General features: G+C 69.9%; 19 protein-coding genes and 1 tRNA gene. 9 read left to right on the forward strand and 11 right to left on the reverse strand.

Translation table 11 applies throughout. The features are described 5' to 3' along the window. Positions 1–2: 2 nt before the first annotated feature. Entirely contained in the window at positions 3–908 is a 906-nt protein-coding gene (locus IQ292_RS03865) for a prephenate/arogenate dehydrogenase family protein (protein WP_203309006.1), read from the forward strand. A 36-nt stretch (positions 909–944) separates the two neighbouring features. Here IQ292_RS03865 and IQ292_RS03870 read toward each other — a convergent pair whose 3' ends face one another. The 4 genes from IQ292_RS03870 to ftsE are packed head-to-tail and all read right to left on the reverse strand — an operon-like array spanning position 945 to position 3773. Then, on the reverse strand, positions 945–1631 hold the full coding sequence (locus IQ292_RS03870) for a lysophospholipid acyltransferase family protein (RefSeq protein ID WP_338057579.1): 687 nt from the start codon (positions 1629–1631) through the stop codon (positions 945–947). Beyond that, entirely contained in the window at positions 1628–2164 is a 537-nt protein-coding gene (locus IQ292_RS03875; protein ID WP_203309008.1) for a YdcF family protein, read from the reverse strand. The genes IQ292_RS03870 and IQ292_RS03875 overlap by 4 nt, the downstream gene beginning before the upstream one ends. Continuing rightward, entirely contained in the window at positions 2161–3066 is a 906-nt protein-coding gene (locus IQ292_RS03880) for a cell division protein FtsX (protein ID WP_338057580.1), read from the reverse strand. The genes IQ292_RS03875 and IQ292_RS03880 overlap by 4 nt, the downstream gene beginning before the upstream one ends. Beyond that, positions 3063–3773: a cell division ATP-binding protein FtsE gene (gene ftsE / locus IQ292_RS03885; protein WP_203309009.1), complete on the reverse strand. Its 711-nt coding sequence runs from the start codon at positions 3771–3773 to the stop codon at positions 3063–3065. The genes IQ292_RS03880 and ftsE overlap by 4 nt, the downstream gene beginning before the upstream one ends. A gap of 177 nt (positions 3774–3950) precedes the next feature. On the opposite strand from ftsE, the gene IQ292_RS03890 reads away from it, so the two are divergent. Next, positions 3951–4688 carry an MJ0042-type zinc finger domain-containing protein gene (locus IQ292_RS03890; protein WP_203309010.1) on the forward strand — a complete coding sequence of 246 codons (738 nt, stop codon included), beginning with the start codon at positions 3951–3953 and terminating at the stop codon, positions 4686–4688. Between the two features lie 145 nt (positions 4689–4833). Then, positions 4834–4920 (forward strand) — tRNA-Leu (locus tag IQ292_RS03895). Between the two features lie 37 nt (positions 4921–4957). Here IQ292_RS03895 and IQ292_RS03900 read toward each other — a convergent pair. Together IQ292_RS03900 and IQ292_RS03905 are read right to left on the reverse strand one after the other, a co-directional pair. Beyond that, the gene (locus tag IQ292_RS03900) at positions 4958–5557 is read right to left on the reverse strand and encodes a PilZ domain-containing protein (protein WP_203309011.1); all 600 of its coding nucleotides are present in this window, start codon (positions 5555–5557) and stop codon (positions 4958–4960) included. A gap of 295 nt (positions 5558–5852) precedes the next feature. Then, positions 5853–6320, reverse strand: coding sequence for a helix-turn-helix domain-containing protein (locus IQ292_RS03905; RefSeq protein WP_203309012.1), 468 nt, complete (start codon positions 6318–6320; stop codon positions 5853–5855). Between the two features lie 246 nt (positions 6321–6566). On the opposite strand from IQ292_RS03905, the gene IQ292_RS03910 reads away from it, so the two are divergent. The 5 genes from IQ292_RS03910 (at position 6567) to IQ292_RS03930 (ending at position 12098) form a co-directional block, all read left to right on the forward strand. Next, complete coding sequence (locus IQ292_RS03910) at positions 6567–7610, forward strand: type III polyketide synthase (protein ID WP_238940789.1); 1044 nt, start codon at positions 6567–6569, stop codon at positions 7608–7610. Next, entirely contained in the window at positions 7607–8296 is a 690-nt protein-coding gene (locus IQ292_RS03915; protein WP_203309014.1) for a methyltransferase domain-containing protein, read from the forward strand. Before IQ292_RS03910 ends, IQ292_RS03915 begins: the two co-directional genes overlap by 4 nt. Continuing rightward, positions 8275–9357, forward strand: a complete 1083-nt coding sequence (locus IQ292_RS03920) for an NAD(P)/FAD-dependent oxidoreductase (protein WP_203309015.1) — start codon at positions 8275–8277, stop codon at positions 9355–9357. The genes IQ292_RS03915 and IQ292_RS03920 overlap by 22 nt, the downstream gene beginning before the upstream one ends. Before the next feature lie 31 nt (positions 9358–9388). Beyond that, entirely contained in the window at positions 9389–9802 is a 414-nt protein-coding gene (gene msrB / locus IQ292_RS03925; RefSeq protein ID WP_203309016.1) for a peptide-methionine (R)-S-oxide reductase MsrB, read from the forward strand. A gap of 154 nt (positions 9803–9956) precedes the next feature. Then, positions 9957–12098 (forward strand): transglycosylase domain-containing protein, encoded by a 2142-nt coding sequence (locus IQ292_RS03930; protein ID WP_203309017.1) that lies wholly within the window; start codon positions 9957–9959, stop codon positions 12096–12098. Here the strand turns inward: IQ292_RS03930 and IQ292_RS03935 are convergent. Genes IQ292_RS03935 through IQ292_RS03945 form a run of 3 tightly spaced genes read right to left on the reverse strand, consistent with a single transcriptional unit; the run spans position 12071 to position 13771 of the window. After that, on the reverse strand, positions 12071–12745 hold the full coding sequence (locus IQ292_RS03935; protein WP_203309018.1) for a YgjP-like metallopeptidase domain-containing protein: 675 nt from the start codon (positions 12743–12745) through the stop codon (positions 12071–12073). The two genes, IQ292_RS03930 and IQ292_RS03935, sit on opposite strands and share 28 nt — an antisense overlap. Positions 12746–12755: 10 nt before the next feature. After that, a complete protein-coding gene (locus IQ292_RS03940) occupies positions 12756–13184 on the reverse strand; it encodes a YcgN family cysteine cluster protein (RefSeq protein WP_203309019.1) in 429 nt (142 codons plus the stop codon). Further along, positions 13181–13771, reverse strand: coding sequence for an SCO family protein (locus IQ292_RS03945; RefSeq protein WP_203309020.1), 591 nt, complete (start codon positions 13769–13771; stop codon positions 13181–13183). Before IQ292_RS03945 ends, IQ292_RS03940 begins: the two co-directional genes overlap by 4 nt. Positions 13772–13847: 76 nt before the next feature. Between IQ292_RS03945 and IQ292_RS03950 the strand changes: the two genes are divergently transcribed. Continuing rightward, entirely contained in the window at positions 13848–14456 is a 609-nt protein-coding gene (locus IQ292_RS03950; protein ID WP_203309021.1) for an ankyrin repeat domain-containing protein, read from the forward strand. Positions 14457–14463: 7 nt separating this feature from the next. Here the strand turns inward: IQ292_RS03950 and IQ292_RS03955 are convergent, their stop codons facing one another. Together IQ292_RS03955 and IQ292_RS03960 are read right to left on the reverse strand one after the other, a co-directional pair. Continuing rightward, positions 14464–15129 carry an HAD family hydrolase gene (locus tag IQ292_RS03955; protein ID WP_203309022.1) on the reverse strand — a complete coding sequence of 222 codons (666 nt, stop codon included), beginning with the start codon at positions 15127–15129 and terminating at the stop codon, positions 14464–14466. Beyond that, positions 15126–15800, reverse strand: a complete 675-nt coding sequence (locus tag IQ292_RS03960) for a YggS family pyridoxal phosphate-dependent enzyme (RefSeq protein ID WP_203309023.1) — start codon at positions 15798–15800, stop codon at positions 15126–15128. Before IQ292_RS03960 ends, IQ292_RS03955 begins: the two co-directional genes overlap by 4 nt. Between the last annotated feature and the right edge of the window lie 9 nt (positions 15801–15809).

Raw genomic sequence — 15809 nt, forward strand, 5'->3', positions numbered from 1 at the left:
CCATGGTGCCGTTCGCGCGGGTCACCGTCATCGGTCTGGGGCTGATCGGCTCGTCGATCGCGCGGGCCCTGCGCGCCTACAGCCCGACCGTGCGCGTGACGGGCTATGACGCGGATCCGTCGGTGCGGGAAACGGCGATCCGCATCGACCTGTGCGATGATGTGGCCAACACCGCCGGCACCGCGGTGATCGATGCGGAGCTCGTCGTGCTTTGCGTGCCGGTCGGGGCGATCGGCGCCGCCGCGGCGGCGATCGCCGACGATCTTCCCGCCGAGGCGATCGTCACCGACGTCGGCGGTGCCAAGGCCAGCGTCGCGGCGGCGATCCGCGCCGCGCTGCCGCACGCCGCGGTCGTGCCCGGCCATCCCGTCGCCGGTACCGAGCACAGTGGCCCCGAATCGGGGTTCGCCAGCCTGTTCCGCGGCCGCTGGTGCATCCTGACCCCCGACGGGACGACGCCGTCGATCGCCACCGCCCGCGTGCGCGCCTTCTGGGAGGCGCTGGGCGCGAGGGTGGAGGAGATGTCCGCCGACCATCACGACCGCGTCCTCGCCGTCACCAGTCACGTGCCGCATCTCATCGCCTATGCGATCGTCGGCACCGCGTCCGATCTTGAACAGGTGACGCAAAGCGAGGTGATCGCCTATTCCGCCGGCGGTTTCCGCGATTTCACCCGCATCGCCGCGTCGGACCCGACGATGTGGCGCGACGTCTTCCTGAACAACCGGGAGGCGGTGCTCGAAATCCTCCAGCGGCTGACGGAGGACGTCACGATGCTGCAGCGCGCGATCCGCTGGGGCGACGGCGACGCCCTGTTCGATCTGTTCACGCGCACCCGCGCCATCCGCCGCGCGATCATCGACCAGGGGCAGGACGACCCGGCCCCCGATTTCGGGCGTGCGCACTGAGCTTGGCGCCGACCTGATCGACGCGGGCCGTCGCGCTCAGTCGTTCAGCACGTTGATCGCGGCATGGACCTGCGCCTCGATCTCGGCGCGCGGCAGGCCGGGCGGGATGGGCGCGCCGATCAGGATCGTCACAATGCCCGATCGCTTCGCGCCATGCCGCGGCCACACGCGTCCCGCATCCAGCGCGATGGGTACGACGGGCAGGCCCAGCGTGCGGTACAGGCCCGCGAAACCCGATTGCAGCGGCGGCCGCGCGCCCGGCGCGACGCGCGTCCCTTCCGGATAGATCAGGATCGATCGTCCCTCGGCGGTCAGCGCGCGCGCGTCGCGCATCATGCTGCGCAGCGCCGAGGCGGACGCCGCCCGGTCTGCGACGATCGCGCCGTACCGCTGCGCCGCCCAACCCCATAGCGGGATGCGCGCCAGCTCGCGCTTCAGCACCATTGCGGGGCCGCCGAGGATCAGCTGGAGCTCCAGCGTCTCGAACATGGCCTCGTGCTTCGCCGCGTAGAGCACCGCGCGGGCCGGCACCACGCCCTCGACGCGTACGTGGATGCCGAGCAGGTGGCGTGTCAGTCCGCGATGGAGCCGCGCCCAGCCATGCGCATGGGCGATCATGGCGCGGCGCCCGAACAGCGCCGCTATCGGCGAGGCGAGCACGATCGGCACCGATAGGCCATAGAAGGCGATCCGGAACGCCGTGGTGCGCAACCAGCCGCTCACAGGCCGACACCCAGCCATAGCGCCACACGCCGAAGGAGCAGCTTGTTATATTCGTTGATCAACGTTCCCATCCTGGGGCTGCTCGGCACACCGTCGCCGAGGATCGTCGTCTTCGGCCCCAGCACCGCGGCCAGTTCCATCTTCGCGCGCGGCACGTGCCAGTCGGACGACACGAGACGGATCGTCCGATAGCCGTGCGCGGCGACCCACGCCTTCGTCTCTTCCGCGTTGGTCCGCGTGTCGACCGCGTCGGCGCCCAGGTCGATGCAACAGGCGAACAGCGCGGGCGACGTGTCGTATTCCCGCGCCAGGTCGACGGGGCGTACGCCCGGCGCGACACCCGTGACGAGCATCCGGTGTGCCTGATGCGCCTTGAGCAGCGCGATGCCGCGATCGATCCGGCCTGCGCCACCCGTGGGTACGACGATCGCGTCGGTCGTATAGCCCTCCAGCGGCCGCGGCAGCAGCAGCATGAAGGCCGCGAAGCCCAGGCACCAGCCGAGTGCGACGACGCCGAGCGCGCGGACGATCACAACGTCTTCCGCAAGGCTGCGAGCACGGCGATCCGCGCTGCCAGGGTCGCCAGCAGGACGAATGCGACGGGGAGCAGCAGCAATATCGTCCAGTCTGCCGGCGCCAATGTGGCGCTGCCCAGCAGGTCGGAACCGACCGCGGCGACGCGCGCCGCGACCAGGGCGAGCACGCCCATCGCCAGCACGCCGCCGCCGATGGCGCCAAGTGCGGCATCGCGCGCGATCCGTCGCTGGAACAGGCGCGCGACCTGCACGTCGGTGCTGCCGAGCATGTGCATGATCTCGATCGTCGCGCGATGCGTCTCCAGCCCGGCGCGCGCCGCCAGCACCACCACGGCCGCGGTCGCCGACAGCATCAGCGCGACCAGGCCGAACGCCAGCCAGGTCACCGTCGCCATCAGGCCGCTGACCGGCGACATCCAGCTGGCATGCCGGTCGACGCGGCTGGCCGCGTCGATCCGCCGGACCGCCGCGACGACGGCCGCCGGGTCTGCATCGGCGATGAGGTCGACGTCGATCATCGCCGGCATCGGCAGATCCGCATCGGCGCCGGCAGCACCCAGCCAGGGCGCCAGCAGGCGGGTCAGCTCGGCCCGGTCGACCGGCATCACGCGCCGGACCTGCGGCAACGCCTTCAGGGCGGCCACCATTTGCGCGGCGATCGTGTCGCGCTTCGCCGGGCTGCCTTCCACCACCTGCACGGTCATCCGGCCGGCGAGCTGCCGCTCCAGCGCGGTGGCCGCTTGGCGCGTGCCGAGCCCCGCTGCCGCGGCGAGCAGGGTCAGGAACAGCATGATGGCCATGACCCAGGTCATCGCGCGCAGCGTTCCCGCCTCGTCGAGCACGCGGCGATCCGCGCCGCCGCGCCGGGTCTCTCCGCCGCGCGTGCCGAACGCGATCACGATTCGCCCCGCGGCGGGGGCGGGTACCGCAGCGCTCCCGTCGGATCGAGCAGCCGTCCCTTGTCCAGCCGCATCATCTGCGCGCCCGGTACGCGAGCGAGCAGCTGGAAATCGTGCGTGGCGACGACGACGGTCGTGCCGAGACGATTGAGCGAATCGAACAGGTGGATCAGCCGGTCCGCCATGTCCGGATCAACATTGCCCGTCGGCTCGTCCGCGACCAGGATTTCCGGCCGCCCGATCACCGCGCGGGCGATCGCGACGCGCTGCTGTTCGCCGCCCGACAGCGTCGCAGGCTTGGCGCCCGCGCGTTCGCCCAGACCGACCCAGGCGAGCATCTCGCGCACAGGCTGCTCCAGGTCTTCCTCCGGCATGCCGGCGACCCGCAGCGGCAGCGCGATATTGTCCCAGGCCGACAGGTGCGGCACCAGCCGGAAATCCTGGAACACGACGCCGATCCGCCGACGGAACCCGGGCAGGCGCCCGCGCGGCATCGTCACCGCGTCCTCGCCGAACAGCCTGATGATGCCGCGGCTCGGCCGCTGCGCCAGGTAGAGCAGCTTGAGCAGCGACGTCTTGCCCGCGCCGCTGGCGCCGGTCAGGAAATAGAAGGCGCCACTGCCCAGCGTGAAGCTGATGTCGGACAGCGTCTCCGGCCCGGTGCCATAGCGGAGGCCCACATTCTCGAACTGGACGATATTCGCCATGCGCGTGGCTGGGACCGCTTCTTCCAAAAGGTGCCGTCGCAGGCCGTCCTGCCGGTTTCATCAGCCTTCGCATGACCTGCGTGCGGCTTCAAGCTTGCCACGGCAGGCGGACGCGTGCTTAGATTCGTACCGTTCGTGGCCACTGGCGGCCGCCGGTTCCCGTAAAGCGCTGCTCGCATGATCCTCGAATGTCCCGAATGCCGAACGCGTTACCTGGTCCCCGACAGCGCGATTGGCGTCGACGGGCGTACGGTGCGCTGCGCGAACTGCCGCCATAGCTGGTTCCAGGACCCGCCGCCGGCGCCCATCCCCGATGCCCAACCGCTCGCCGCAGCCCCGCTTGCGTCGCCCGCGGACGCGGACCAGCCGGATCGGGTGTCGCCGTCGCCTGCCGCCCCCTCGCCTCCGCCGCCCTTCGTCGAGCCGGATCCGATCGTCACCGCGCCCGCCTATGACGCCTTCGCGCACCGCCCGCCCTTCCGCCCGCGCCGCGACCCGTCGAAGCGCTGGACGGTCATCGCGATCCTCGCGGGTCTGCTGATGCTGGCCGGCGTCGCGGCGATCGTGTGGGTCGGCGCACCGGGCCTGCTGTCGCGCGCGGGCCTGCCGGTCGCCACCGAATCGCCGCTCAAGATCAAGGACAATCCGATCGAGCGGCGCGAGCTGGAGAACGGGTCGGAACTCTTCGCCGTGAGCGGACAGATCACCAATCCGTCGGCCGAGCGACAGCGCGTACCCGACGTGCGCGCCGAACTGCGCGATGCGCAGGGGCGGATCGTCTACAGCTGGACGATCACGCCGCAGCAGCGCACGCTCGCCCCTGGCGGCGCGATCGACTTCAATTCGGCGAAGCTCGACGTGCCGTCCAATTCGAAGCGGCTGGAGTTAAGCTTCGCGGGCGAGGACGGGCGCTGATCGCGCCCTGCCGGCCGATCGTCCGCCGCGCCGGTCTTTTCGCCTGTTTTCGCCGCAGCCGCAAAAGGGGCGTTGCGCAACCCGATCGCCTTTGCTAGGGGCCTGCGCCTGCCAGACGCCGGTCGATCCGGTGTTCTTATCACGTGCGGTCGTGGCGGAACTGGTAGACGCGCAACGTTGAGGTCGTTGTGGCCGAAAGGCCGTGGAAGTTCGAGTCTTCTCGACCGCACCATCCTTCTTCGCCGGCGGTGAAGAAGGGCTTCAAAAGATCAGCAGCAGCCCAGGACGCGCGCGAGCATGTCGAGCGTCAGCGGGCTCGAAAAGCGGAAGCCCAGCTTTTTATCCTGCGTCCAGCAGACGACGCCGAAGACCGGCGTCGGCAGGTCGGGCAAAGTGATGCTGCCGGCCTGGCCGATTTCCGCGCCCGTCTCGCCTTCCAGCTTCGCGCCGCCGGGCGAGATATCGAGGATGTCGACCGCCCAGCGGCGCTCGAGCAGGCGGAGCGTGCCGCTCGCCTCCATCGCGAACCGCGGCGTGCGCATGACATGTCCGTCGTCGTCGCGGAGGCGGAACACGCGCGCCAGGTCCTGCGGCGCGTCGAATTCCACGCCGCCCTTGCATCCATTCACCCAGCGTATGGTGCCACGGACGGGCGGCAGGCCGCGCACCTCGATCTCCAGCCGGTCGTCGACGCGATGCGGTTCGGTGAACCGCACCTTCATGCCGCCCGCCGATATGTCGTGGACGAGACAGGCCGCCTCCCGACCGGCATGACGGACCTTGCCGATAAGCAGGACGAGCGCGTGGCGCTGTCCGCTACGCCGGTCCAGCGCCTCCTGCGGCGTGACAGAGGCTGGAGAAGTCTGCATCATGGTGCCCTTGCGCCGACCGCGGATCGCGCGTTCGCGCCGGCGGACCATGATCGTCGGTTTCTGCCGTCTCCAGGCCGGCATGCGCCGGCCGGTCGACGTGACCGACAGCCCCCCGGCACGCGAAAGCGCCCGCATTCATCAGGGCGCCGATGATGAGGCGCCGGGGTTAATCAACCGCTACCGAACCAGAACGGGTGCGATGTCGCCCCTCGGTGGAACCGGTTCCGGCAGCGGCCCTATCAATCCTCCGGATCGGATGCGATTGCAGGCGTCGGATGCGGACCCGGCGGTCTCAGCGACCGTCCGCGCCGAGCCGCTGAAGATATGCGAGGACCGCCGCGTGGCCCGTGTCGCTGAGCGAGATCTCCATCCGGCGGCGGTCGGTCGGGTCGATCACGCGGTCGATCAGCTTGAGCTTGTGCAGATGATCGATCCAGCGCTGCGACGTCGTCACCGGCGCATTGGCGCTCCCGACCAGCGTCTTGACGTTCATCGTCTGCCGTTCCTCGTGCGCGACGAACAGCGCCAGCAGCATGTCCCAGGCCGGCTCGTGAAACAATTCGGCCGGCAGATAGTCGAAGCGCGCGCTGCGCTGTGCGAGCAACTGTCGTGCGATGTCGCTTGCATCGCGGTTCGTCGCGTGCGCCGACAGCGATGTCTGTCGCGCCAGACGATCCGCACGCCCGCCAAATTCAACCGCGATCGCGGACAATTGCGTGCTCAGATCCTTTACCAGCGTTGCGATGGATTCATTCGCCACGAAGCTCTCCCCGGCTGCCAGCGGATAGGCGAACTATCATTCGCCAGCGAATAAAAACAAGTTCATTCCGATATATCGCCAATTCGGTTTATGGTTCCTTTTGCTTCAAAACGGAGGCATTCGACGGGATAAGTACGCGAAGACCGGGGGATGGCGGCACCATGCGGCGTTCGCCGCCGCCGCGCGTTATGCAAAGCTGTCCCCCGGGCTCGCCCGGCGCGGGCAGTTTTTAGTGAAAGGCCCAAGTTGTCCGCCTTCGTTCGTGCCATCGGTACCGCTACTCCCCCGCATGACATCCACCATGCCTTCATCGACTGGGCATCGGCGCGGATCGATCCCGCCATGCGGCCCGTCTTTCGGCGCATGGCGTCGCGGGCGGGGATCGGCCATCGCTGGTCCGTGCTCGCCGATCCGGTCGGGCCGGGGGGCTTCTACGCGGGCCGCATGCCCGGGACCGAGGCGCGGATGGCCGTCTATGCGGATCGCGCGCCCGCCCTTGCGCGGGACGCGGTCGAAGCCCTGGCGCAGCGGATCGACTGCGGCGGGATCACCCATCTCGTCGTCGCCAGCTGTACCGGGTTCGTGGCACCGGGGATCGACCAGATCCTGGCACGGTCGCTCGGCCTTTCCCCGTCCGTGGAACGGACGCTGATCGGCTTCATGGGCTGCTACGCCGCGGCCGCGGCCCTACGCACGGCACGTCACATCGTCCGGTCGGAGCCGATGGCGCGCGTGCTCGTCGTCACCGTGGAGTTGTCGACCCTGCACCTGCAGGACACGCATGCGATCGAACCGCTGCTCGCGATGCTCCAGTTCGGAGACGGTGCCGCCGCCGCGCTGGTGACGTCCGAAGCCGGTGGGATCGCGCTCGGCACCCCCTTTGCCGCCGCCTTGCCCGACAGCGCCGACCTCATCCGCTGGACGATCACCGACCAGGGCTTCGCCATGCATCTGGACGGTGCCGTGCCGGGGCGGATCGGCCACGCGCTCGCGGATCCAGCGTTTGTCGCGCGTGTCACGGGCGGCGTGCCGCCGGCAGAGCTTTTCTGGGCGGTCCATGCCGGCGGGCGATCCATCCTCGACGCCGTCGGCCATGCCTTGGCGCTGCCGCCCGACGCACTGGCCCAGTCGCGGCGTGTGCTCGCCGAAAAGGGCAACATGTCGTCGGTCACGCTGATGGCCGTGCTGGCGGCGATGCTCGCGGATCCGCCGCCGCAACGACAGGGCGTCGCGCTCGCCTTCGGTCCGGGCCTTGCCGCCGAGGGACTGGCGCTGGAGCATGTCGGATGAACCTGGCCCATCGCGCCCAGGAAGAAGAGCGCATGGACGCCGACGACCTGCCCGGCGACGTCTATGCCGCCGTCGTCGCCGATCTGGCGCGCGTCAACAGCGTCACCCTCGCGCGGCGTCCGACGCTCGCCTTCCTCGATCGCGCAAGCGCCGGGCGCGACCGGCTGCGGCTGCTCGACGTCGGCTTCGGGGACGGCGACATGCTGCGCGCGATCGCCGCCTGGGCGCGCCGCCGGCGGATCGCGGTCGATCTCGTCGGCATCGACCTCAATCCTCGCAGCGAGGCGGCAGCGCGTCGGCATACGCCCGCCGATGCACCCATACGCTATATCACCGGCGACTACGCCGCTCTTTCGGGACAGGGCTGGGACGTCGTCATCAGCAGTCTCGTTGCGCATCACATGACCCGCGACCAGCTCGTCGCGTTCCTGCGCTTCATGGAAGAAGAGGCGCGCGCGGGCTGGTTCGTCAACGATCTGCATCGTCATGCCTTCGCCCATGCCGGCTTCCCGCTGCTCGCCCGCCTCGCCCGCTGGCATCCGATCGTCCGCCACGACGGGCGCCTGTCGATCGCGCGCAGCTATCGGCCCGGGGAGTGGCAACCGCTGCTCGCCGCCGCCGGCGTGTCCGATGCGCGCGTCTTCCGCGCCTTTCCGTTCCGGCTATGCGTCGAACGCCTGCGCTGATCGTCGGCGGCGGCCCGGCCGGCAGTGCGGCGGCGATCACGCTGGCGCGCGGCGGCGTGCGGCCGGTCGTGCTCGAACGCCATGCGGCGGCGGACGCGATCTGCGGCGGCTTCGTCAGCTGGCGTACGCTGGAGCGGCTGGCCACGCTCGGGGTGGATCCCGCCACGCTCGGCGGAGACCCGATCGATACCGTCGCGCTGTTCGCCGGACGGCACCGTCGCACCGCGACGCTGCCCGGCGGCGGCATGGGCGTCTCGCGGCGACGCCTGGACGGCCTGCTGCGCGACGCCGCGGTGCGCGCGGGCGCGGCGGTGGAGATAGGGGTCACGGTCCGCACGCTGGAGAACGGTGTCGCGCGTCTCGCGGACGGCGGGGAAATGGCGGGCGACGCAATCTTCCTCGCCACCGGCAAGCACGACCTGCGCGGATCGGCACGACCGGCCGGCGCCCGGGGCGATGATCCGACGCTCGGCCTGCGCGTGCGCCTGTCGCCCTCCGCTGCCAACCGCGCGGCAATGGCGGGCCGGGTCGAACTGCACCTGTTCGACCGCGGCTATGTCGGGCTCGTCCTGCAGGAGGATGGCAGCGCGAACCTGTGCCTCGCCGTGCATCGCTCGCGCCTGAACGAGGCCGGAAGCCCCGCCGCGCTGCTCGCCGAACTGGCGCGCGAGGCACCCGTCCTGGCGGAGCGGCTCGCGGACCTGACGGCGGACCCGCCCGTCGATGCCATCGCCAATGTTCCCTATGGCTGGCGGGCGCGGACGACGGAGCAGGGGCTGTACCGCCTAGGCGACCAGGCCGGCGTCATTCCCTCGCTCGCCGGCGAGGGGATGGGCATCGCGATCGCGAGCGGCATCGGAGCAGGCCAGGCGCGGCTGCGCGGCGAAAGCGCGCCGGACTGGCAGGCGCGCTTCGCACGACGCATCGCCGCCCCCATCGCGATCGCCGGCGCGGCGCGTCGACTGGCCGAAAGCCGCCGTGCAGCCAGGTTCCTTCCCGTCATCCCGACATCGCTCGTCGGCTGGGTGGCGCAGATGACGAGGGTCGGCCAGCGACCTTGACGCATCGGATATCGGGCGGAAGAACGAGCGTATGGACCAGCTGAACGTGTCAGAGGCAGAGTGGCGCAAGCGTCTCTCCCCCGCGCAATATCACGTTCTGCGCGAGGCCGGCACCGAGCCGGCCTATTCCGGCACGCTCACCGACAACAGGGCCGACGGGCTTTACCATTGCGTCGCGTGCCACCTCGACCTCTTCGATTCGGCCGACAAGTTTGACGCGGGGTGCGGCTGGCCAGGCTTTACCCGTCCCGTCGCATCCGACCGGATCACCGATCACAGCGATACGCACCATGGCACGACCCGGACCGAGACGCGCTGCGCGCGCTGCGACAGCCATCTGGGCCATCAATTCGACGATGGACCGCCGCCGACGGGGCGGCGCTACTGCATCAACAGCGTCGCACTGGAATTCCGCGCTCGTCCGGTGCCGGAGACATCTGTCTGATCGCTTGCCGCCGCGCGGGTCGGAGTCCGATCCGATTGCTCGGACGCGATGCCGGCCGCCCGCACAGCGTATCCTGGATGGGCGGTGAGGGCCGACACCGCCTCGATCCAGCCTTGCTGGATCGCACACGAGCGCGTATCTGCGTCGCCTGCTCATGGCCCGTGCGCGTACCCCCCGCCCCGCCCCGCGATCCCCCTGGCGCCGCCGGCTGATCGTCACGCTCCAGCTTCTGGTCGGCCTTGCCGTGCTCGCATTCGGCGCGCTCGTCATCGCCGTCTATGTCGCCCGCTCGCAGCTGCCGAGCTTCGACCAGCTCAAGTCGTCGCCCAACGGCCAGATGATCCGCGTCCATGCCGCCGACGGCACGGTGATCGCCTCGCTCGGGCCGAGCTATGGCGAGTGGCTGGCCTATGGCCAGATCCCGCAGGTGATGCGCGAGGCGACCGTTGCAGTGGAGGATCGCCGTTTCCGCAGCCATCCCGGCGTCGACCCGATCGGCATCCTCCGGTCGGTCCAGGTCCGCTACGAACGCGGCCACTGGGTGCAGGGCGGCTCGACCATCACGCAGCAGCTGGCGCGCAACGTCTTCCTGAACAACCAGAAGAAGTTCGGCCGCAAGTTCCGCGAGTGGATCCTCGCGCTGGCGCTCGAGCGCAAATTCTCGAAGGACGAGATCCTCGAGCTGTATCTGAACAAGATGTACTATGGCGGCGGCACCTATGGGATCGACGCGGCCTCCCGCAAATTCTTCGGTCACAGCGCGAACAGCTTGAGCCTCGGCGAGGCTGCGGTGATCGCCGGCCTGGTCAAGGCGCCGTCCAACTATTCGCCGACCGCGGACGTCGATGCGGCCAAGGGCCGCGCCGGGGTCGTGCTGCAGCAGATGGTGCGCGCCGGCGATATCTCCCAGGCGGAAGCGGACGCGGCGGACGTCGCCGACCTCAAGCTGACGCCGGAAAAGCAGCAGAATTCGGCGCGCTACTTCACCGACTGGGCGCTGCCCCAGCTCGATACGCTGATCGACGAGACGCAGGCGCCGCTCGAGGTATGGACGACGCTCGACCCGGCGATGCAGAAGGCGGCCGACGCCGCGATCCGCGCCAATGCGCCCGACGGCGTGCAGGGTGCGCTGGTCAGCCTCGACCGTGACGGCGCCGTGCGCGCGATGGTCGGCGGCAAGGATTACATCACCTCGATCTACAATCGCGCCACGCAGGCGGTGCGCCAGCCGGGCTCGGCGTTCAAGCTGTTCGTCTACCTCGCGGCGCTGGAAGCCGGTCACAAGCCCGAGGACACGATCGTCGACGAGCCCGTGACGATCGACGGCTGGAGCCCGCGCAACGATTCGCGCCATAATTCCGGCCCCGTCAGCCTGCGCACCGCATTCGCCTATTCGCTCAACACCGTGGCGGCCAAGCTGGGGCAGGAGGTGGGCTTCACCACCGTCGCCGACATGGCCCGGCGTTTCGGCATCACGACCCCGATCAACACCCATCCCGCGATGGTGCTCGGTACGTCGGACGTGCGGCTGATCGACATGACGCGCGCCTTCGCCAGCGTCGGCGCGAAGGGCGTCGCCATCGCGCCCTATGGCATCACCCGGGTCACCGCCAACGGCCAGACGATCTACACGCACGAGGTCGATCGCAGCCACGTGCTGGTCGCCCCCTATGTCGCGGCCGAGATGATCGACCTGCTGCAGACCACGGTGAACACCGGCACCGGCCGCGCCGCGCAGATCGGCCGCCCGGTCGCGGGTAAGACGGGCACGACGACCTCGCTGAAGGACGGCTGGTTCCTCGGCTTCTCGTCGGGGCTGACGACGGGCGTTTGGATGGGCCGCGACGACGCGCGCCCGGTTTCCGGGCTGCACGGCGGCACCGCGCCGGCGCGCGCCTTCGCCGACTATATGAAGCAGGCGGTCGCGAACCGCCCGATCGAACAGTTCGATACGCAGGTGACCTTGCCGGAATGGCAGCTGGAGCCGGACGAGGAGAGCTATTTCGGCCAGCCGGACAATGGCGCCGCGATGGTCGATCCGGACGGCAACCCGCTTCCCCCCCAGGCGACGGTCGGCGACGAGCAGGACGGTGACGGCAGCACGCCGGCTCCACAGCCCGGCCCGCCGTCGCGGACACAGCCGCAACAGCAGCTCGACGACCTGATCGATCGGGTCACGGGCCGCGACGCCGCTCCCCGCGACGACCGCCGCAACGCGCCGCCGCCGGTCCGCCAGCCGCTACCGCGCGGCGACCTGCCCCCGCAGCGTCAGCCGGACGATCGCCCGACCCAGTGAAGCGCTGCGCCGTGCGCGCGCAGCCAGGCGCGCGCGGCGGTCGCATCGCCCTCGTAGAGCCGCGCGACCACCGCGTGGAAGGCGGGCGAATGGTCCATGTGGACGCGGTGCGCCACCTCGTGCGCGACGGTCGCGCGTCGCACCCAGGCTGGGGCGAGGATCAGCCGCCAGCTGTATCGGATCGTTCCGTCCCCCGCGCAGCTACCCCAACGACCGCGCGCGTCCCCGATCGCGACCTTCGACACGGTGACGCCCGCTTTGGCGGCATAATGCGCGGTCTCCGCCGACAGCGTCTCGAGTGCCCGCGCGCGCAGCCACGCTTCGACCCGGCGGGGCAGAGTCTCGATCGGGCCGGACAGCGACAGCGTGTCGCCGATCCGCTCGACGCGCCGCCGGCTGCCCGCCGTCCAGCCGATCGTCAGCGTCTCGTCGGCCACGCTCAGCACCGCGCCGGGTGCGAAGGGCACCGCCTGCGGCAGGGCCGCGCGCTGGGCGGCGATCCAGTCCGCCTTGCCCTGTGCCCAGGCGAGGGCCGGTTTCATCGCCGCGCGCCTTGGCAGCACCAGTCGTACGGTGCCGTTCGCCGGATCGACGACCAGCCGGATGCGCCGCGCGGTCGGGTGGCGGACGACCTCGATGTCCGTCACGCCGTCCGTCCTACAGCGCGCGATCGACGACGTGGTTTTCGAGGTCGCCGACCTCGTCCTCGCTGACCGTCCAGCCGCGCACCGACTGTCCCGCCGCATGCACGCTCTCGCGGTCGCCGGAGATCAGATAATGCCAGTCAGGCAGCGGCCGCCCCTCGGCGCGCAGCCGATAGGCGCAGGTCGACGGCAGCCAGTCGATGTCGCGGACGTTGCCCGCGGTCAGCCGCACGCATTCCGGCACATAGGCGCGCCGATTCTTGTAGTCGGAGCAGAAGCCGGTGCGCCGGTCGAGCAGTCGGCAGGCGACGTTGGTCGGATAGACCTCGCCCGTCTCCTCGTCCTCCAGCTTGTGGATGCAGCATTTGCCGCAGCCGTCGCACAAGGCTTCCCATTGCCCGCGGTCGAGCTGCTCGATCGGCAACTCCCAGAATTTCGTCATTTCGCCCAGCGTTCGATCTCGTCGGCCACCGCCTGCGGCCCCTTGTCGGCGGGCAGCAGCGCCAGCGGCTTGCCGTCCGGATCCATCAGATAGGTGGCGCGGCTGTGGTTCACCAGATAGCCGCCGCCCGGCTGCGTCTCGCCCTTGCCCGAAAAGACGCCATAAGCCTGCGCCAGCGCGGCGATCGCCTGGGGGCTGCCGGTCAGTCCGACCATCGTCGGGGAGAAGGCCGCGACGAACCGCTTGAGCACCGCCGGCGTGTCGCGCTCCGGATCGACGGTGACGAAGACCGGCACGACCTTCGCCGCGAGAGCCGGGTCCTTCTTCGCCAGCAGCGCCATCGCCTGTCCGACCGTCGCCATGTCGGTCGGACACACGTCGGGGCAGAAGGTGTAGCCGAAGTACATGATCCGGTACTTGCCCGCGAAGCTGCGGTCGGTGACCTGATGCCCGTCCTGATCGGTCAGCGAAAACGCCCCGCCGATCTTCGCGCCGGCGAGCGGCGGCTCCCCGGGTTTGGCGCTGCCGCCGTGGCAGGCGGCGAGGAGAAGCGCGGCGGCGAGCGGAAGGCGACGCAGAATGTTCATGACCACGCCAGCCATGATCTGTTACCGACGGCCGGGCAAGCCCACTTGCGCGCCCGTCTTTGCCAAGGGACCATCGATGAACGCCCGCCGCCTTCTCTCCGCCGCCATCCCCGCCGCCGCTCTTGCCGCCACCGCCGTTCCCGTCGCTGCGCAGCAGCAGTCGGAAAGCTACAAATTCCTGTCGGCGATCGACAAGGAGGACGGCAAGACGGTCACCGACATGATCGAGGCGCCGGGCAGCACGATCATCAACACCAAGCAGGTGACCACCGGCAAGGGCGCGCTGCACATCCTCACCAGCCACGCCGGCACGCTCTACATGCAATATCTGCTGCAGCATAAGGCTGACCCGAACATCCGCGACGCAAAGGGCAATACGCCGCTGATCCTGGCGGTGATGGCGGGGCGCGAGGATCTCGTCTCACTGCTGCTCGGCTACAAGGCCAATCCGAATCTCGCGAACGGCCAGGGGCAGACGCCGCTGATCCTGGCGGTCAACAATCGCGACGTCGAACTCACCCGCGTCCTGCTCGCGAAGGGCGCCGACCCGGATCAGACCGACAATCTTGCCGGCATGTCGGCGCGTGACTACGCGATCCGCGACGCGCGCAATCCGGCGCTGGTCGCGCTGTTCAAGGACCTGCCCAAGAAGTCGCGCGCGGCAGTGGCGGGTCCCAAGCTGTAGGCGGGGCTTACAGCCCCACCAGCGTCGCCACCGCCGCGAAATCCGCCGCGATCGCATCGACGCCGATCGCACGCAGCCGGTCGGCGTGGCCGATGCCGCAATGCGTGCCGGCGCACACGCCGATGACATAGCCGCCGGAGGCGACCGCCCCCGTCGCGCCGACCGGCGAATCCTCCAGGATCGCGCAGCGTTCGATCGGCACGCCGATCGCCTTCGCGCCGTACCAATAGAGGTCGGGCGCCGGCTTGCCCTTCGCGACATGCTCGCGACCGCTGTAGACATGATCGCCGAACGCGTCGCCTAGGCCGATATGGTCGAGGTGGCGGCGGATCCACGCGGTATGGCTGGACGAGACGACCGCCTTCGGCAGGTCGCGCGGCAGCGACCGGACGAACGCGACCGCGCCCTCCACCGCGCCGACGCCCTCCGCCATGGCGCGCGCATCCTCGGCGGCGCGCGCCGCCTCGAAGTTCGCCGGCAGCGGCCCGCCGATCCAGCGCCGGATCGCGTCGCGAAAATCCTCGCCCGACAGTCCCATGAAATGCGCCATCGAATCCTCCGGCGTCGTCGGATGGCCGGCCGCGGTGAGCAGTTCGGCGAGGTGCCGGTTGCCCGCATATTCGCTTTCGATCAGCACGCCGTCGAAATCGAACAGGATGCCCTCGAACCTCACGCCGTCGCGCTCGCGCGCGCGCCGAACAGGGCGCTGCCCACCCGCACATGCGTCGCGCCCAGCGTCACCGCCGTCGAATAGTCCGCCGACATGCCCATGCTGAGCCCGTCCAGCCCATGATCGCGCGCCAACTTGGCGAGCAGTGCGAAATAGGGCGCGGGCTCGATGTCCGCCGGGGGGACGCACATCAGCCCGGCGACCGGCAGGCCCACGGCCCTGGCCTGGTCGATCAAAGCCGGCAGGTCGGGAATCGCACATCCGCCCTTCTGCGCCTCCTCGCCGATATTGACCTGGACGAAGCAGGCGGGACGGCGTCCGGCCTTGTCCATCGCCTTCGCCAGCGCGTCGACGAGCGAGGGGCGATCGACGCTGTGGATCGCGTCGAACAGCGCCACCGCCTCGTCGGCCTTGTTCGATTGCAGCTGACCGACGAGATGCAGTTCGACGCCGGGATAGGCCGCACGCAGCTCCGGCCATTTCGTCGCCGCCTCCTGCACGCGATTCTCGCCGAACACTCGGTGGCCGGCGTCGAGCAGCGGCCGGATCGCGGCGGCGGCATGCGTCTTGGAGACGGCGATGAGCGTGACGTCGCCGGGCTTGCGGCCGGCAAGCTTCGCTGCCTGCGCGATTTGCGCGCGCGTCGTGTCGAGGGGAGAATTGGTCTCGGTCATGCGTGCCGC

The sequence above is a fragment of the Sphingomonas beigongshangi genome (assembly GCF_016820445.1).
Taxonomy (GTDB): Bacteria; Pseudomonadota; Alphaproteobacteria; order Sphingomonadales; family Sphingomonadaceae; genus Sphingomonas; species Sphingomonas beigongshangi.

What these genes read in the sequence shown, in the direction of transcription:
- IQ292_RS03865 (WP_203309006.1), top strand. Translation starts at nt 3, where the DNA reads ATGGTGCCGTTCGCGCGGGTCACCGTCATCGGTCTGGGGCTGATCGGC.
- ftsE (WP_203309009.1), bottom strand. Translation starts at nt 3,773, where the DNA reads ATGGCGAATATCGTCCAGTTCGAGAATGTGGGCCTCCGCTATGGCACC.
- IQ292_RS03890 (WP_203309010.1), top strand. Translation starts at nt 3,951, where the DNA reads ATGATCCTCGAATGTCCCGAATGCCGAACGCGTTACCTGGTCCCCGAC.
- IQ292_RS03900 (WP_203309011.1), bottom strand. Translation starts at nt 5,557, where the DNA reads ATGCAGACTTCTCCAGCCTCTGTCACGCCGCAGGAGGCGCTGGACCGG.
- IQ292_RS03915 (WP_203309014.1), top strand. Translation starts at nt 7,607, where the DNA reads ATGAACCTGGCCCATCGCGCCCAGGAAGAAGAGCGCATGGACGCCGAC.
- IQ292_RS03920 (WP_203309015.1), top strand. Translation starts at nt 8,275, where the DNA reads ATGCGTCGAACGCCTGCGCTGATCGTCGGCGGCGGCCCGGCCGGCAGT.
- msrB (WP_203309016.1), top strand. Translation starts at nt 9,389, where the DNA reads ATGGACCAGCTGAACGTGTCAGAGGCAGAGTGGCGCAAGCGTCTCTCC.
- IQ292_RS03930 (WP_203309017.1), top strand. Translation starts at nt 9,957, where the DNA reads ATGGCCCGTGCGCGTACCCCCCGCCCCGCCCCGCGATCCCCCTGGCGC.
- IQ292_RS03940 (WP_203309019.1), bottom strand. Translation starts at nt 13,184, where the DNA reads ATGACGAAATTCTGGGAGTTGCCGATCGAGCAGCTCGACCGCGGGCAA.
- IQ292_RS03945 (WP_203309020.1), bottom strand. Translation starts at nt 13,771, where the DNA reads ATGAACATTCTGCGTCGCCTTCCGCTCGCCGCCGCGCTTCTCCTCGCC.
- IQ292_RS03950 (WP_203309021.1), top strand. Translation starts at nt 13,848, where the DNA reads ATGAACGCCCGCCGCCTTCTCTCCGCCGCCATCCCCGCCGCCGCTCTT.
- IQ292_RS03960 (WP_203309023.1), bottom strand. Translation starts at nt 15,800, where the DNA reads ATGACCGAGACCAATTCTCCCCTCGACACGACGCGCGCGCAAATCGCG.